The organism is Aestuariibaculum scopimerae, assembly GCF_059428085.1.
This window is the reverse complement of record NZ_CM182089.1, coordinates 2851297-2867529: the sequence shown is the minus strand read 5'-3', so window position 1 is coordinate 2867529 and position 16233 is coordinate 2851297. Positions and strand designations below refer to the sequence as shown.

Genomic DNA, 16233 nt, shown 5'->3' with positions numbered 1-16233 from the left:
AAAAAATTTAAGAGTGCTTCATAATCATATCCGATAAAAATGAAACACCTCTTTTTAAAATTAAATAAGGAAAAAACATAAGTAAAAAACCCAGCCGCATATTTACTTTTATGGGGCCCAGCAATACCTCCTTCAGATAAATAAAATACACTTTAGAAAGTAATGCATTTCTAATTTCAAATAAATATAAATGGTAAAGGCGCTTGGTTAATAAATCGTCATGTAGTTCATGGGACTTTAAATACATATTTTTCCTTACCATTAGCTTCGAACTTACTTCTTTAACATTATTATTAGCTGAAATAGAATTCTTATGCAATCTAACCTTAATCAAACTGGCATCAATAGCCCCTCCTTTAACCTCCTTATACTGGGTTAATACATTAAAAATAAAATCTAAATCTTGATATTTATAAATAGTTTCATCCCATGATATGGGAGCAACGGTTTCTCTAGTCCATAAAATATTAGCCGTGTTTAAAGCATAAGACGACGACTCATCAAACAAATAGCTTCTTAAATAATTTTCGCTTTTTTTGCTTTTAAACTCCTTAACAAAATCACCATCCTTATAAGTAGAAAACCCACAAGTAACAAAGTTTAAATCAGGGTTCTCCGCAAACAAATTAAGTTTCTTTTCCAATAAATCTGGGTGCATCGTATCATCGCCATCAAACCATTGTATAAAATCGCCCTTGCTCAATTCAAAACCATAGTTTCTACAAGTATTAGACCCCTTAGGCATTTTGGCTAGCCTTTGGTAAAATCTAAAGCGTTCACTCTTGTTTACAAAATCCTTAATTACTTCAACAGTATCATCAGTAGAACCATCATCCACCACAACACATTCCCAATTACTATATGTTTGTTGTAAAACAGAATTAAGGGTATCACCTATAAAATTAGCTCGGTTGTATGTGGGAATAATAATGGAAACTAAAGATTTCAAATAATAACTTTTTCTACTATAATATTTTTTTCGTCAAATACTTTTAAATAAAATATTAATTTATCTTTTTATAAAAATAATATCCTTTTCCAAAGAAATTTAAAGAACCTAACATAAGTAAAAAGTTCACACCATTAATACCATATTCTTTTAAAACAGCCATGATAAAAGGAACTTTAAACCTTATAAACATTTTTCTCTCTAAATAGTAAACATAGATACATTTTTTTAACAAAAACAGACGTGATTTCTTCTCGCACTTATGCTTTATATCTAAATAAGTAAACCAACAAACCCTAAAAGTACTTTCGTTCAAATCTTTTTTTAAAACTAGTTTACTCCTTATAGAATCATTATGATATCTTCTTAATGATACAATCTCATCAATAAAAACTGCATTGGTTGAAATAATTAAGAGTTTACTAAAATAGTTATACTCTTGTCCTGATTTTAAATTTTCATTAAATCTAATTGCATTAGCTAGTTTGGATTTAACACATACATCCAGTGTCAACCAATTTAATTTTTGTGTAATATAGTTATATAATGTAATAGGGTAAGTATGAAAAGTGTAATAACTATCTATTCCTGAATTATCAGCATTAAAATATTTGGTTCTTGTTATTACAAAATCACAATCATTTTCTTTTATACCTTTATACTTAACTTTTAGATGATTAGGAGTCATTAAATCATCGCTATCAAAAAATACAATATATTCTCCTTTAGCAAATTGCAAACCTATATTCCTACAAGTATTAGCTCCTTTTTTTTTACTACTAGGCCTTTTAAAATATCTAAAGCGACTATCTTGCTTTACATAATTACCAATAACAGAATCACTATGATCATCACTGCCATCATCTATAATTAAACATTCCCAATATTCATAACTTTGGTCCAAAATAGAGTCTAGTGTCTCACATATTAAATGGGCACGATTAAAAGTTGGAATTATTATGGATATTAAATTATTTTCTTTTACCATTTGTTGTTATAGTTACAGATAAAATAACTTCAGTAAGCTTAGAAATGTATTTATCCATTGTAAAAAAACTTGACACCCGTTCTTTGCCTGCCTTACCCATCTTTATAGCTAGACTCTTATTATCTAGTATCCAAATCATATTCTTAGACATTGCTTCAATATCTTTTTCTACACTCAACAGTCCTGTTTCTCCATCAACAACAATATCTGGAATTCCAGCATGATATGTGCTAACAACAGGTAAACCAGCTCCACTTGCTTCTAAAATTGCTACCGGCGTTCCTTCCATATCGTTATCTTGGGCAGTGATAGAATGTTGTACAAAAGCTATCGATTCTACTATGTAAGTTTTAAATTGATTGGGCGTAATTCGACCAGGAAATAAAACTTGATTCTTTAAACCTAAAGCTTCTACTAAATCTTTGCAACTATCTAACAATATTCCTGTTCCGGCCATTATAAGTTCAGAATCTGGATAAATTTTAGCTACATTATAGAAAGCCAATATTGTTAAATGTGGTGCCTTTTTTTCTACAAAACGTCCTACACCAATAAATTGTAGTTTTTTATAGCTTAATTCCAAGTTAAAAAAATCAGTATCGGGGCCATAAGGATTATAAACTATTTTATCTTTAGGACATCCAATTTGCATCAAACGTTCAGTCATTTCATTACTCACTGAGATAACTACAGTTTTATTATAATTAAACATTGTAATGTAATCTGCTTTATAAGATTCTAAAACACTATTTCTAACAGCATCATGCCCATGGAAATGAACAACTAAAGGCAAATCTAAAAAGCGACATACAGGTAACACTTTTGCTCCTATAATACCATACTGTGCCAATATTACTTTTATATTATAATCTCTAAGATCTTTAACTAGAATTTCAAAGTTATTTTTTTTTAATAATTTAAAACGTCGTAAAATTCTAACCAGTAAACAATCTCTCTTTTTTATATTAAACGGCACTTCATAACCCCAGTATTGTATAATATTAAACGGTAACTTGTCTATCTGAGCCTTTATAAAAGTTTCGCTCTCATGATAGGGTTTATTAGAAAAAAAGGCTAAATTCAAAATATTAATAGTTTCTTTTTTTATTATTTATAATTAATGCTTTTATATATTTCAAATTATCTAAAATCTTTTGATTAAAACTTACCTTGGATTTAGGTTGCTCAATTTCCATATTTAAATTCAGCCTTGATTTAACCCTTTTATGCCTGGATAATTTATTTTCTATTTTATAATTATCACTAAATCTTAAACAACTGCTAATATATTTTGGTTCAATTTCAATTACCGCGTAAAAATAATCTAATGATCTCCAGATATTTTGGTACTCAAAATAAATTATTTCTCCATTAATGTCTCGAGCTAAAGAGGCTATATTATAAAAATCTAGATATTCATCTACTGGTTGCAATCCATTTGGATTATTTAATTTTAACCATTGCTGATGATGTTTAGATGGACAGGCTAAGATCAAACGTCCTTGATCTTTCAACAACTGTTTCAATGCTTTATGAAAAAAGGAACGATTTATCTTTGGAATATGCTCATAAACATCAATCATTAATACTGCATCATATTTTTGTTTTGGCAATTCTTTTGTAATGTCAAAGACCTCATATTGTAAATTATACCTATCAAATAACAATCTAGCCTTATCAATTAAAACTGGACTTAAATCTATACCTTTTATCTCTGCTTTGGTAAATCTTAAAGAAAATTCATGACTACTCCAACCAATACCACAACCTATATCTAAAATAGAACTAGAATCTTTTGGTATAAATCTCCCTAAATTTATTATTGCCGATTCCATTCTTTTATTACCAAAAACATAATCTTTTAATAATTTTTTATCAAAATTATTATAAAAAGTCAATGAGTTTTTCATTTATTATAATCTAATATTATATTCTTGATAGTAGTTTAGTAATTTTTTTACTCTCTCTAACTGAACATTAGAAAATTGATAATATACTTTTTTATTATCATTATTAACCCGTAATTTGTCTTTATCCAAATAAGATTTTTTTAAACCTTTTTCAACTTGTTCATCTGAATATTGAAAATCATAAAAATCTAGTATTTTTTTTATCTCTAAAATATTATTTGATTTAAAAGCTTCAAAATTTATTTCTAAAACTTTTATATTCTTATTATCTAATTCATTTTTCCAAGAAACAATAAAATTGACATACCAAGGTAAAATTAAATCTATCATAAAATCAAATTGCTTTTCGATTTCCCAACTACTAAATCCTTTAGAGATTGAAAACATAAACCACCTGTTATTTTCATTTAAAATATGATTATGCAATGATCGTAATGAGTCTAAAATACCTCTATTCAAAAAGACAACTTTTATTCCAAATTTTTTTAAATATAGCAGATTATTGTCATTACATTTTGCATGCAATTGGGTAATAGTGTTCTTGTTTAGGGCTTCTAATAAAGTTAATCTATCTATATTATGATCATTAGTCCCTCTAATAGGTTGAAGTTGAATAAATTCATATTTAGTAATATTTTTTAAAACATTAGCTATAAAAGTACTTCCTGATTTAGGAAGACATGCTATGAATATATGAGAAAATTTATCTAAATAGCAACTCTCTTTATAATTAATAAAACCTAATAGGCTCATCCTCGCATATAAGATTTTTCTAAAACTATCCTTCATCTATCTAATTTTCACTATTGGTATAGTGGTTGCTTTACCTCTGTTTAATTTACCTATATTAAATACATCTCCTCTATCCACAGTTAAAAGAAAACCACTATCAATTCTATCAAGGTGATTTTCTCTTTCAGTATTTTTCTTAGACAATAATAATGTAAGATAATAAGCCCCTCCTCTTAACAAAAGTCTATTAAAATCTATACTTATGTAACCTTTATTTATAATTTCATTTATGTTAACCCCCATTTCATCAGAAACAATCATTGCTACTATATTTTCATTTACATCTTTTACTGATAACCCAAAAACTAAATTTTCTTTAATTTTCTCTTCAATATTTATATAAATGTTTATTCTCAAAAATTCGCCTGAAGTGATTGAAACTATTTTTTTGTTAAACTCATTTAATAATTCAACTTTTGAAAATTTTATCCCCCCCCTACCTGTCCTATCTTCTCTATCAATTAATTCTATTTCTGCTTTTAATTTTTTTTTCCTTTAAATAAAAGTCAACAGCTTCGTTCTGAGTTCCTTCAAAAACAATACTTCCGTTTTCTAGTACAATAGCTTTATTACATAGTTTACGAATTGCTGCCATATTATGACTAACAAACAATACCGTCCTACCATCCCCCTTACTAATGTCTTGCATCTTACCAATGGCTTTTTTTTGAAATTCAGCATCACCTACCGCTAGCACTTCATCTATTACCAATATTTCAGGCTCTAAAAACGCGGCCACTGCAAATGCCAATCTTACAGTCATACCTGAAGAATAACGCTTTACAGGAGTATCTATATAGCGTTCACAGCCCGAAAAGGCTATAATTTCATCTATTTTAGAATTAATTTCTTTTTTGGTCATCCCTAAAATTGCGCCATTTAAATAAATATTCTCCCGCCCTGTCATTTCTCGATGAAAACCTGTACCTACCTCTAGCAACGATGCAATACGTCCTTTGGTCTTTATCTCACCAGTAGTTGGACTCGTTACTTTAGAAAGTATCTTAAGAAGCGTCGATTTTCCAGCACCGTTCTTGCCAATAATACCCAAAACTTCGCCACGCCTTACTTCAAAATTAATATCCTGTAATGCCCAAACGTAATCAGAGGTCCCTTTAATACTTCTATCATTAACCTCGCCTATTTTTAAATACGGATCTTCTTTGCCACGAATGCGGTGCCACCAACGGTTAAGATCATGACTTATGGTTCCCGTGCCTACCAAACCTAATCGATACTGCTTGCTTAAATGTTCTACTTTTAATACAATATCACTGTTTTTCATATCACACAGTATCTATAAAATTTTTCTCTGTTCTATTAAAAACAATCAGTCCCAATAAAAAACAACATATACTTACTAAGGTTGCATATAAAAAAGTAGTTACCGAAAACGTCCCTACTCCTAAAGTCATATACCTAAACAGTTCTATAAAAACGGTCATTGGGTTATATGCTACCAACCAAGCATAATTAGGCAATTGTGCTTTAAAATACGACAATGGGTACATAACCGCCGATCCATACATAAGCAACTGCACGCCAAAACCAACCAAATAAGTTAAATCTCGGTACTTTGTGGTTAAAGAAGATACTAACATACCAAACCCTAATCCCAACAAAGCCATCAGTACTATTAATACGGGAAGCAACAAAATATAAGGTGTAGGCGAAACTTGAAAAGCTTTGCTTGTAAAAAATATAAAATAAACATAAAACCCTATAAACACCAATAATTGAATACCAAACTTAACCAAGTTTGAAATAACAACAGATAAAGGAGCAATAATTCTAGGGAAATATACCTTACCAAAAATACTTTGATTATTTAAAAACGTACTACTAGTACCAGTTAAGCAAACACTAAAATAGTTCCAACAAGTTAATCCAGCTAAATTAAATAAAAACGAGGGAACACCATTTCCTGTCGGTATATTTGCTAAGTTATTAAATATCAACGTAAAAGTTAATGTTGTAAACAAAGGCTGTATAAAATACCATAAAGGCCCTAAAATGGTCTGTTTATATAGTGTTATTACATCACGTTTTACAAACAACAACAATAAGTCCCGATAATGCCATATCTCTTTAAAATTAAGGTCAATAAATCTTTTTTTGGGAGAAATGGTATAAAGCCAATCTGTATTTTTGGATGAATTGCTCAAAACAACAAATATTCTATTAATAAATTAAAGGGCAACTAACACCCTATCAGCTTTTTCTAAAAAACTTCTTAAAACGCTTTATAAAACTGGGCTTTGAATTACTCTCATGGTACCCATTCGCATAATTACCATAACCATAGCCATAACCGTAACCATAGCCGTAGCCATAACCGTATTTAGCTTTTTGGTCGTAACCATTATAAATAATACTTATATTCTTAACCTGCTTGGTTCTATACTTTTCGTTAATAAAATTAAGCATCTCCCGCTTGGTATAATCTTGCCGAATCACATACAACGAGGCATCCACATGCTCAATCAACTCCAGTGCATCCGCTACCAAACCTATAGGGGGCGTATCCAATACAATATAATCATAAGTGGTTTTCAAATCATCAATAAGCTCATCCAGTTTATCATGAAGCAACAATTCCGAGGGGTTTGGGGGTACCGGGCCAGACGTAATCACGTCCAAATGGGCAATATCCGTTTTTTGTATCACCCTATCCAAAGGCTCCTGTCCAATCAAATAATTAACAATGCCCAAATCATTTTCAATATTAAAATCATCAAATATCTTGGGCTTTCTCAAATCCAAACCCAATAAAATCGTTTTCTTTCCACTTAACGCAAATACCGTAGCCACATTAATAGAACAAAAGGTTTTCCCTTCTCCACTTACCGACGAGGTCACCATAACTGTTTTAGCGCCTACTAAAGCCTGGGTTTTATAAAAATATTGCAGTCCAGACCGAATGGCCCGAAACGATTCCGCAACGGCCGATTTGGGCTTTCTATGCACCACCAAATTGTTGTCCAACTTATTTTTACCCACCACACCCAAAATAGGAATCTTGGTTAACTTTTCAACATCCATGGGGCTATGGATATTGTTATCCAAAAAGGTCAAAACAAAAGCTAATAACAAAGGAATCAATAAAGCCAGAAAAAAGGCCAATATATACCTTACATTTAAGTTTCTACCCAACACCGTAGCACCTGTATTCTTAGCAGGATCAATCACCAAAATATCCGACACATTAGACGCTTTTATAATCTCAGCCTCCCCACGCTTAGCCAAAAAGAGGTTGTAGGTTTGCTGACTCAAGGAATACTGGCGCTCAATATTAATAAGCTGCTGTTGGTCCTCAGGTAATTTACTAAACTGCAGTTCCACCAAGCTCAAGTCCTTGTTAACCTGGTCCAACTCGCGCTTTAAACCATTAGTTACCGAACTAATATTTTCCAGTAACACATTCTTCAACCCCTCTATTTGTCGGTTTAAATCATCAAAAACAGTCGCATCCTTACGCACAGAATACTGTAATTTCGATTTTTGAACCGACAGCTCATTAATTTTAGAAACATTGTTCAATATATTCCCATCACTTATACCTGCAATAGAAGGCGCAGGGATATCAGTAAACGAACTACTGGTTAACAAATAATTTTTAAGATTGGCATAATAGTCCAATTGCCTATTAATAGATTCCTTATTATTATCCAGCTTAACAAATTTATCATTAAGTAACGCACTCTCATCATCCAAATTATAAATCTTATTCTCCTTACGGTAGGCATTTAAGGCATCCGCATTATCCAACAGTTCCTCCTTAACCCTCAAAATTTGTTCATCAATAAACTTAATGGCATTGGTGGAATACTGGTTTTTACGCTCCAATTGATCTTCACTCAAAACAGAAACCATAGCATTCAAGTAATCTACAATCTTTTCGGTGTTCTTATCAATTAAAGAAATATCCAGTATGGGCGATCCCTGTACATTAGAAACACCTGTTCTATTTTGATAACTGGACACCACACCATCAAAATTGCTGAATTGTATAAAAAACGGTTCACCAACAGTAGGTTTTCTATCCTCAGCCAAAGTAATCACACCTTTAAAATACGGAAGTACAATCGTATCACCTACGCGAAATTGTTCCTTATAAATCCCCACGGGCACATCAATTCTAGTAATAGTCTTGGTAATATAATTTTGGGCTGCCACCACAGGATTTTGAAAATCAATTTCAAGCTCATAACTACTAGGGTCAGTAAACGTAACCTTTACAGGCATATTAATAAGCTGTGGGGCATTGTAATCATGGTTAAACCGAAAAGGCGCGGCCTTATAAATATCCTGTTTCCTAAAACGTCCCTGCCTTAAATAGCTTTTGTAAAACTCCAACCGGTCCACCACCTTTTCATGATGGGTCCTAGATTGTAAAGTCACAATAATGGTCTGTAATTTAGACGTTACCCCACCCCAGTTAAAAGTCAAACTGGCGTTAGAAGTAAATAAGGGGTTATTATCATTTTCCACAGATATTTTTGTGCCTAATTGATATGAAAACTCTTCCCGAATGTTTTTTTGGTACACAATAAAAAACCCAATAGCCAACAATACCAAAAAAAACTTCCAATAACTCAAAGCCCTAAACAGAAACTTTTTGATATCAAAAGTTGATGAGATAGCGTCCGAAGATTCAAATTCATCAAGCATAACTACATTACAGGTTTTTAGTTAAAAAATAAGTCGACACAATCACCGAAAATATAGACGCAATAGTGGTAATATTTTGTATAGCCGTTTGCCCTGCACCAATAACCTTACGCTTTAAAGGCTTTACCAAAATCATATCATTAGGCTGAATATAATAAAACGGCGATTGCATAGCCGCAATGTCCGTTAAATCAATATGGTGTATCTGTTGGCCGTCCGGGTATTGCCTAATCACCAAAACATCCTTTCTATCACCCGTAGCCTTTATATCACCTGCATTAGCAAGCGCCTCAATAATATTCACACGGTCTTGAAACAGCGTCTTAACCCCCGTACCATTTACCTCACCAGTCACCGTATAGCGTAACCCAGCCAACTTAACCGTTACAAATATTTCAGCAGTCTCCTTAAAATACTGTGCCAACAATTCCTTTTTAACCAAAGCCTCAATTTCAGCAATCGTATAGCCCAACACATTCAATTCACCCAAAATAGGAAACTTAATATTTCCGTGTAAATCAACCGTAAACCCATTAAAATATAACTGAGAACCATTTTGGGAGGCATTATTGCTACCCACATCCACAGGGTTAAAAATAGAAGTCAACTCTTCATCAAGGGCCTTCACCCGAATACTTAAAATATCATTAACCTGAACCCGATACGGCTTAGACGTTTCCTTTAGCCCAGGAGAATCACTAACAACAGTGCCCTTTTCCTGTAGATAAACCACATCCTTATTCGTAATACAAGAAGAAAATAAAATACAGATTGTTAAGCAGAAAAGTAAGAGCAATCGTTTCATTCCAGATAATGTGTTTAAAGACAAATATAACCTTTAACCCACAATATAAAAACTTATAATTTAAATTTTGACAATTCTCTCAAAAACAACATATTCCAAATACCAGTTCAAAAGCAGTTTGTCAGTTCAAGCATTACAGAAGAGCAAAATACATTTTGCAACAAAGGCAGCAAACGAAGCCTAACAAGAACCATTAGCAAAAAAAAAGAAAACAGAAAGAAAACAAAATCAATCAACAAACAAAGACCACTAGGCAGGCCCCTGGCCTATTTTTAATTCCGTAGTAGGGCCAAGCGTTAAGAATCTTTCTAGTAGAAAGATTTAGTGCAGGAGCCAGATGGCGTGAAGGCGTTCAAGGCGAAGCGGTTGCAACGCAGGACGGAGCGTTAAGAAAATGTCCGGTGGACATTTTTAGCGAACGGGCCAGCCGGCGGAAAGGCAGGAGCCTTGAAGCGGATTTTCAAAGAATTAAAAATCAGCCTAGATTTCTTTGTTACTTTCTTCATCAATGAACTGCGGAGCATATCATGAGTTCCTCTAAAAAAATAGAATGGACGAATAAAGAAAGTAAAGAAAAAAAAGACCATCTTAAAAAAGACAGCCTTTCCAAAATAATTTAATTAAAAATCATCACCCCACCGCATCAATCCGCATCGAATTATCACTGGCCAATTCATAAAACAAGCCATTAAGCTCCTGATAAAAAACAATACCAACAGCACTAATAACACCCAACGTATCCGGTAATACAGCACCAAACCCCAAATCTACAGTCAACGTCGTATCAGCACCAACCATACCACCCAATGCAATTTCATTACTAAAAACAATACCGTGCGTACCATCTTCTTCAGCATTTACAGGGCCATAAACCTTATCAGTCGAATTATAAACATAATCACTTAAAACAGTAGATGCCAAAATTAATTTAAAGTGGGTAGCTCCTTCAGGGGCATTAATATAATTAGACGTATTAAAATCTGGTATAACCCAAGTAGAAATACTTCTGTTCATATCCAGGGAAGGAGGTGTATTAGGTGCATAAAACACCGAATTTAACGGTTTGTATTTATTAAAATCAACACCAACCAAAAGCGCTTTATTGTCCAATATTTCAAACGACCGCTGACCTCTAATACCAGTGCCTTTAGAATTAATACGCTTCATAACACCCGTTAATCTTCCAACAAGCCTACTATCAGCCACACGTTTAATAACAGACTTAAACCCGCCTCTCAAAGCCTTACCAACCACTGCCGCACCACCAAACTCGCTCATATTCTCACGAGTACGCTTAAAAGCCTTATCACTTTCAATACGTTCTTTATCCACACCACCTTTAAGTCTAATATAATTTATTCCATTTTTACGATAAAAATTTAACTCCCCTAAGGAGCCGTCGATACCTATGTATCCTTTCTGCTTCGCCATATCTTCTATGTATTGTGAATCCGTGTTGCATACTTTATTTTTAAAGCAACTCAAATTCTGATTAAACAAATGTTCCCAAACTTTTTGAGAATCTTAAAATACCAATAGGCCTATCGGAAAAATGTACTTTTAGTTTATTCGAGGGGAAAGAAACTGTCCGTAACTATTTTTATATACATAAGAATTAACATTTATAGACGTAAGCAACATGTTAAAAAAATATTAAACTTTTTTCTACAATAAAAAACAATAAAATGTAAGAATAAAAACCACAAAAAACATGCAGTTGTACCAACACATAACCAAAACCACACCACACAGCAACCCAAGGTTCACCACAAATTAACTACAGGTTCACCACAGGTTCATCACTACTTAACCATAATGCCACGATAGTTAACCATATCATGAACCCTTAGTTAACCAAGTAAGTTATTTCAAACAAACAATAAAAAAGCATAAGTTAAAAACTGTAAGTAAACATAAATACATAAAAATCAACATATTACAACAAACACCAAATACCAAAGAAATAATTCGTGAATTCATGGCAACACACTAACTTTGCAAAAAAACAGACACCTTGAACTATCTAACAGTCGAAAACATATCCAAATCCTACGGAGAACTAACCCTCTTCCAAAACCTATCCTTTAGCATACACAAAGACCAAAAAACAGCCTTTGTAGCAAAAAACGGAACAGGCAAAACATCCATATTAAATATCATTTCAGGAGATGACCAGCCCGATAACGGTACCATAACCTACCGAAAAGGCATAACCGTGTCCTTCCTTTCCCAAGACCCCAAATTTGATAAAGAGCTTACCGTAGAACAAACCATCTTTGCTAGCGACAATGCCATTCTTAAAGTAATAGAAGCCTACGAAAAAGCCCTGGAAAACCCCGAAGACACCGAAGCATACCAAAAAGCCTTCGAACAAATGGAAGTACACCAAGCCTGGGATTTCGAAACACTGTACAAACAAATACTCTTTAAACTAAAACTCGAAAACCTGGACCAAAAGGTAAGTACCCTTTCCGGCGGACAAAAAAAACGCTTGGCACTCGCCAATGCCCTTATAAACAAACCCGACCTACTCATTCTCGATGAGCCTACCAACCACCTCGATTTAGAAATGATCGAGTGGCTAGAAGCCTTTTTCGCCAAAGAAAACATCACACTGTTCATGGTAACCCACGATAGGTATTTCCTAGAACGCGTATGCAATGAAATTATCGAACTGGATGAAGGCGAGCTATACACCTACAAAGGCAACTACTCCTATTATCTGGAAAAACGCGATGCCCGTATAGAACGCACAGAAGTAGAAACCGGAAAAGCCAAACAACTGTTCAAAAAAGAACTAGAGTGGATGCGTCGCCAACCCAAAGCACGAACCACCAAATCCAAATCACGCATAGACGATTTTCAAGATATAAAACACCGTGCGCACCAACGCCGTAAAGACCACCAAGTACAACTAGAACTTAACATGGAGCGCCTGGGCAGTAAAATCTTGGAATTCCATAAAGTATCCAAAGCATTCAAAGACAAAATCATACTAGACAAGTTCGACTACACCTTCCAAAAAAGTGAACGCGTAGGCATTATCGGTAAAAATGGCACAGGAAAAACCACCTTCTTAAACATACTCACCAAAACCACAGCACCAGATTCTGGAAAAGTAGTTACAGGCGATACCATCAAGTTTGGTTACTATACCCAAAGCGGTATAACCGTAAAGCCCCAACAAAAGGTAATAGACGTTATCCGCGAGTTTGGCGACTATATCCCACTAAAAAAAGGCCGTCAAATAAGCGCACAACAATTACTGGAACGCTTCCTTTTCGACCGAAAAAAACAATACGACTATGTAGAAAAGCTAAGTGGTGGCGAACGCAAGCGCCTCTACCTCTGCACCGTGCTTATACAAAACCCAAACTTCCTCATTCTAGATGAGCCTACAAACGATTTAGATATCGTAACCCTAAACGTATTAGAAAGCTTCCTACTGGACTTTCCAGGCTGCATCATCGTCGTATCACACGACCGATACTTTATGGACAAAGTAGTAGACCACCTATTCATATTTAAAGGCGAAGGTATTATTGAAGATTTCCCCGGCAACTACACCGACTACCGTGTATATGAAGACAGCCAACCAGTCGTTTCCAATACCACCGAAGACAAAAAAGACAAAGTCTCCGTGAAAAAGAACGAGGCCAGTAAACTTACCTATAACGAAGAAAAAGAACTTAAAAACATAGAAAGCAAGCTAAACTCCTTAGATTACGACAAGAAACAACTAGAGGCCAAATTCAACAACCCCGAGCTATCCCAAGACGCTATTAATAAGTTATCTCAAGAACTGCAGGATCTATTAGATACTATTGAAGCCAAAGAGACCCGTTGGTTTGAACTATCCTCCAAACTAGAAAGTTAAATTATTGAATCTTTGAATCATTTAATCACACAATACCTAAAATACCTAATCAAGTCCACCAACCAACATGGAGTCCACTCCCCTTTTGTTTACGAGCTGGTCACCAAATGCTTTTATGATAAAGCAAAATACCCTGAGTATGATAGACTCAAAAGTTATCGAAATGCCCTACTCAAAGACCGCAACAGCATAACAGTTACCGATTTAGGCGTTGGATCCCGCATAACCAAACAACAAGAACGCCGTATTTCAGACATCGCAAAACATGCCGGAACCACCAATAAACGGGCTAAACTTCTATACCGTATTACCCACTATTTCAACCCAACCAACATCTTAGAATTAGGGACCTCTTTAGGCATCGCTACCCAAGCCATGAGCCTAGCTAACCCCAAAGCCCACATCACCACTCTAGAAGGCTGCCCCAACATTTCCAAAGTCACCAAAAACAACTTCAAAGCCAAGCAATTAAACAACATATCCCTAATCACCGGACATTTTAACGATACACTCAAAGACCTAATACCCAAAACCTATGACCTTATCTTCCTAGATGGCAACCACAAAAAAGAAGCTACCATACAATATTTTGAGACACTCCTGCCCACAACGCACAACAACACCGTCTTTATAATAGACGATATCCATTGGTCCAAAGGCATGACCCAAGCCTGGGAAGCCATAAAACACCACCCCAAAGTAACCGTAACGATTGACACGTTCTTCTGGGGCTTCGTGTTTTTCAGAAAAGAACAGGCCAAAGAACATTTTATAATTAGGGTTTAGTTTTTAAAATTTCACCCTTCCGCCAATCGTTTTTAAGAAAAACAATTGGCACCTTCCCTCAAAGGGAAGGAATTTCATATCAGTTATTTTATGTTTCAATCCCTAATTACTTATTATCAGCTATTTTATGTAAACAAACACCTAACTTTGCATTAAAAACAAACCCCTACAAACAAGGAATTCCTTCCCTGGAGGGAAGGTGGCACCACGCCCTAAGCGTGGGGACGGAAGGGTGAAAACCAATCATGGCATAATTACCACTAAAAAACTTTTAACTTTTAACTTTTAACTTTTAACTTAGCAGCATGAAGATCTACACAAAAACTGGCGACACAGGAACCACAGCACTCTTTGGCGGCACCCGTGTGCCCAAGCACCATATCCGTATTGAAAGTTATGGAACTGTAGATGAATTAAATTCACATTTAGGGCTTATAAGAGATCAAGAAATCAATCCCCACTACAAGGATATCATTATTAAGATTCAAGATAGGTTATTTACCATTGGAGCTATCTTAGCAACCGATCCAGAAAAAGCTATTTTAAAAAGTGGCAAAGAGCGCCTAAACATCCCCAAAATATCCAATAAAGATATAGAACTGTTAGAACAGGAAATGGATACCATGAATGATGCATTGCCTGCTATGACACACTTTGTGTTACCTGGAGGACACCAAACGGTGTCATTCTGTCACATTGCCCGTTGTGTATGCCGTAGAGCAGAGCGTTTGGCTGTAGCACTTAATGACATCACTCCTGTAGAATCACATGCACTCATATACCTAAACCGCCTATCTGACTACCTTTTTGTGTTGGCACGGAAGTTGTCCTACGATCTACAGGCAAAAGAGATTAAGTGGATTCCCGAAAAGGAATAACCACCATTACTAAATTACCAGTAATAACCAATAATCTTTGTAGTGTGCCTAAAATATTAACAAAGCAAATAATAATTTCGTTGTTTACACAGCAAAAAATATACGTTCTTTTAAATAATAATCAAATATTTCATTTTTTTCTTGTGTGTTTAAACTAAAAAATTATTTTTGCACAAAATTTAAACGCATACAATATGTATTGGACTTTAGAATTAGCATCTTATTTAAGTGATGCACCTTGGCCAGCAACAAAAGACGAGTTAATAGATTACGCTATCAGAACTGGAGCCCCTTTGGAGGTTGTTGAAAATTTGCAGTCTATTGAAGATGAAGGTGATGCTTACGATTCAATAGATGAAATTTGGTCAGACTATCCAACGGACGAAGATTACCTCTGGAATGAGGATGAATATTAATAAAGCATAAAGAAAAGTTAAAAGTCTCGGTAAGAGACTTTTTTTTATCCTTAATCTTTACAAAAACGCATTACAAAATGTATCTTTGAATGTTCTTTTTGTAAAGATTACACTAATAAAAATATCTAGGGAATACCCTAGAATAAACATAAAATCACAGA

Annotated in this window: 14 protein-coding genes and 1 pseudogene; 4 read left to right on the top strand and 11 right to left on the bottom strand. The window is 34.2% G+C overall.

What is annotated here, in order from left to right:
- Positions 1–7: 7 nt before the first annotated feature.
- From AC5SR4_RS12450 to AC5SR4_RS12400, 11 genes and pseudogenes are all read right to left on the bottom strand, one after another.
- Positions 8–949 (bottom strand): glycosyltransferase family 2 protein, encoded by a 942-nt coding sequence (locus tag AC5SR4_RS12450; protein ID WP_495356567.1) that lies wholly within the window; start codon positions 947–949, stop codon positions 8–10.
- Positions 950–1004: 55 nt separating this feature from the next.
- Positions 1005–1937: a glycosyltransferase family 2 protein gene (locus AC5SR4_RS12445; protein WP_495356566.1), complete on the bottom strand. Its 933-nt coding sequence runs from the start codon at positions 1935–1937 to the stop codon at positions 1005–1007.
- A complete protein-coding gene (locus tag AC5SR4_RS12440; RefSeq protein ID WP_495356565.1) occupies positions 1921–3021 on the bottom strand; it encodes a glycosyltransferase in 1101 nt (366 codons plus the stop codon). Before AC5SR4_RS12440 ends, AC5SR4_RS12445 begins: the two co-directional genes overlap by 17 nt.
- Positions 3022–3025: 4 nt before the next feature.
- Positions 3026–3847: a class I SAM-dependent methyltransferase gene (locus AC5SR4_RS12435; RefSeq protein ID WP_495356564.1), complete on the bottom strand. Its 822-nt coding sequence runs from the start codon at positions 3845–3847 to the stop codon at positions 3026–3028.
- Positions 3848–3850: 3 nt separating this feature from the next.
- Positions 3851–4636, bottom strand: coding sequence for a sulfotransferase domain-containing protein (locus AC5SR4_RS12430; protein ID WP_495356563.1), 786 nt, complete (start codon positions 4634–4636; stop codon positions 3851–3853).
- The gene (locus AC5SR4_RS12425) at positions 4637–5068 is read right to left on the bottom strand and encodes a Wzt carbohydrate-binding domain-containing protein (RefSeq protein ID WP_495359184.1); all 432 of its coding nucleotides are present in this window, start codon (positions 5066–5068) and stop codon (positions 4637–4639) included. It lies immediately after the preceding gene.
- Between the two features lie 64 nt (positions 5069–5132).
- Positions 5133–5924: pseudogene (locus AC5SR4_RS12420) on the bottom strand (ABC transporter ATP-binding protein); the annotation flags it as partial.
- 1 nt (position 5925) lies between these two features.
- Entirely contained in the window at positions 5926–6804 is an 879-nt protein-coding gene (locus AC5SR4_RS12415; protein ID WP_495356562.1) for an ABC transporter permease, read from the bottom strand.
- A 46-nt stretch (positions 6805–6850) separates the two neighbouring features.
- Positions 6851–9310, bottom strand: coding sequence for an exopolysaccharide transport family protein (locus tag AC5SR4_RS12410; RefSeq protein ID WP_495356561.1), 2460 nt, complete (start codon positions 9308–9310; stop codon positions 6851–6853).
- A 7-nt stretch (positions 9311–9317) separates the two neighbouring features.
- Complete coding sequence (locus AC5SR4_RS12405) at positions 9318–10115, bottom strand: polysaccharide biosynthesis/export family protein (protein ID WP_495356560.1); 798 nt, start codon at positions 10113–10115, stop codon at positions 9318–9320.
- A gap of 630 nt (positions 10116–10745) precedes the next feature.
- The gene (locus AC5SR4_RS12400; protein WP_495356558.1) at positions 10746–11546 is read right to left on the bottom strand and encodes a hypothetical protein; all 801 of its coding nucleotides are present in this window, start codon (positions 11544–11546) and stop codon (positions 10746–10748) included.
- Positions 11547–12129: 583 nt separating this feature from the next.
- Between AC5SR4_RS12400 and AC5SR4_RS12395 the strand changes: the two genes are divergently transcribed.
- From AC5SR4_RS12395 to AC5SR4_RS12380, 4 genes are all read left to right on the top strand, one after another.
- The gene (locus AC5SR4_RS12395) at positions 12130–13992 is read left to right on the top strand and encodes an ABC-F family ATP-binding cassette domain-containing protein (RefSeq protein WP_495356557.1); all 1863 of its coding nucleotides are present in this window, start codon (positions 12130–12132) and stop codon (positions 13990–13992) included.
- Between the two features lie 12 nt (positions 13993–14004).
- Complete coding sequence (locus tag AC5SR4_RS12390; RefSeq protein ID WP_495356556.1) at positions 14005–14778, top strand: O-methyltransferase; 774 nt, start codon at positions 14005–14007, stop codon at positions 14776–14778.
- A 305-nt stretch (positions 14779–15083) separates the two neighbouring features.
- Positions 15084–15656, top strand: coding sequence for a cob(I)yrinic acid a,c-diamide adenosyltransferase (locus AC5SR4_RS12385; protein ID WP_495356555.1), 573 nt, complete (start codon positions 15084–15086; stop codon positions 15654–15656).
- 194 nt (positions 15657–15850) lie between these two features.
- On the top strand, positions 15851–16072 hold the full coding sequence (locus AC5SR4_RS12380) for a DUF2795 domain-containing protein (RefSeq protein ID WP_044638512.1): 222 nt from the start codon (positions 15851–15853) through the stop codon (positions 16070–16072).
- The last annotated feature ends 161 nt before the right edge of the window (positions 16073–16233 follow it).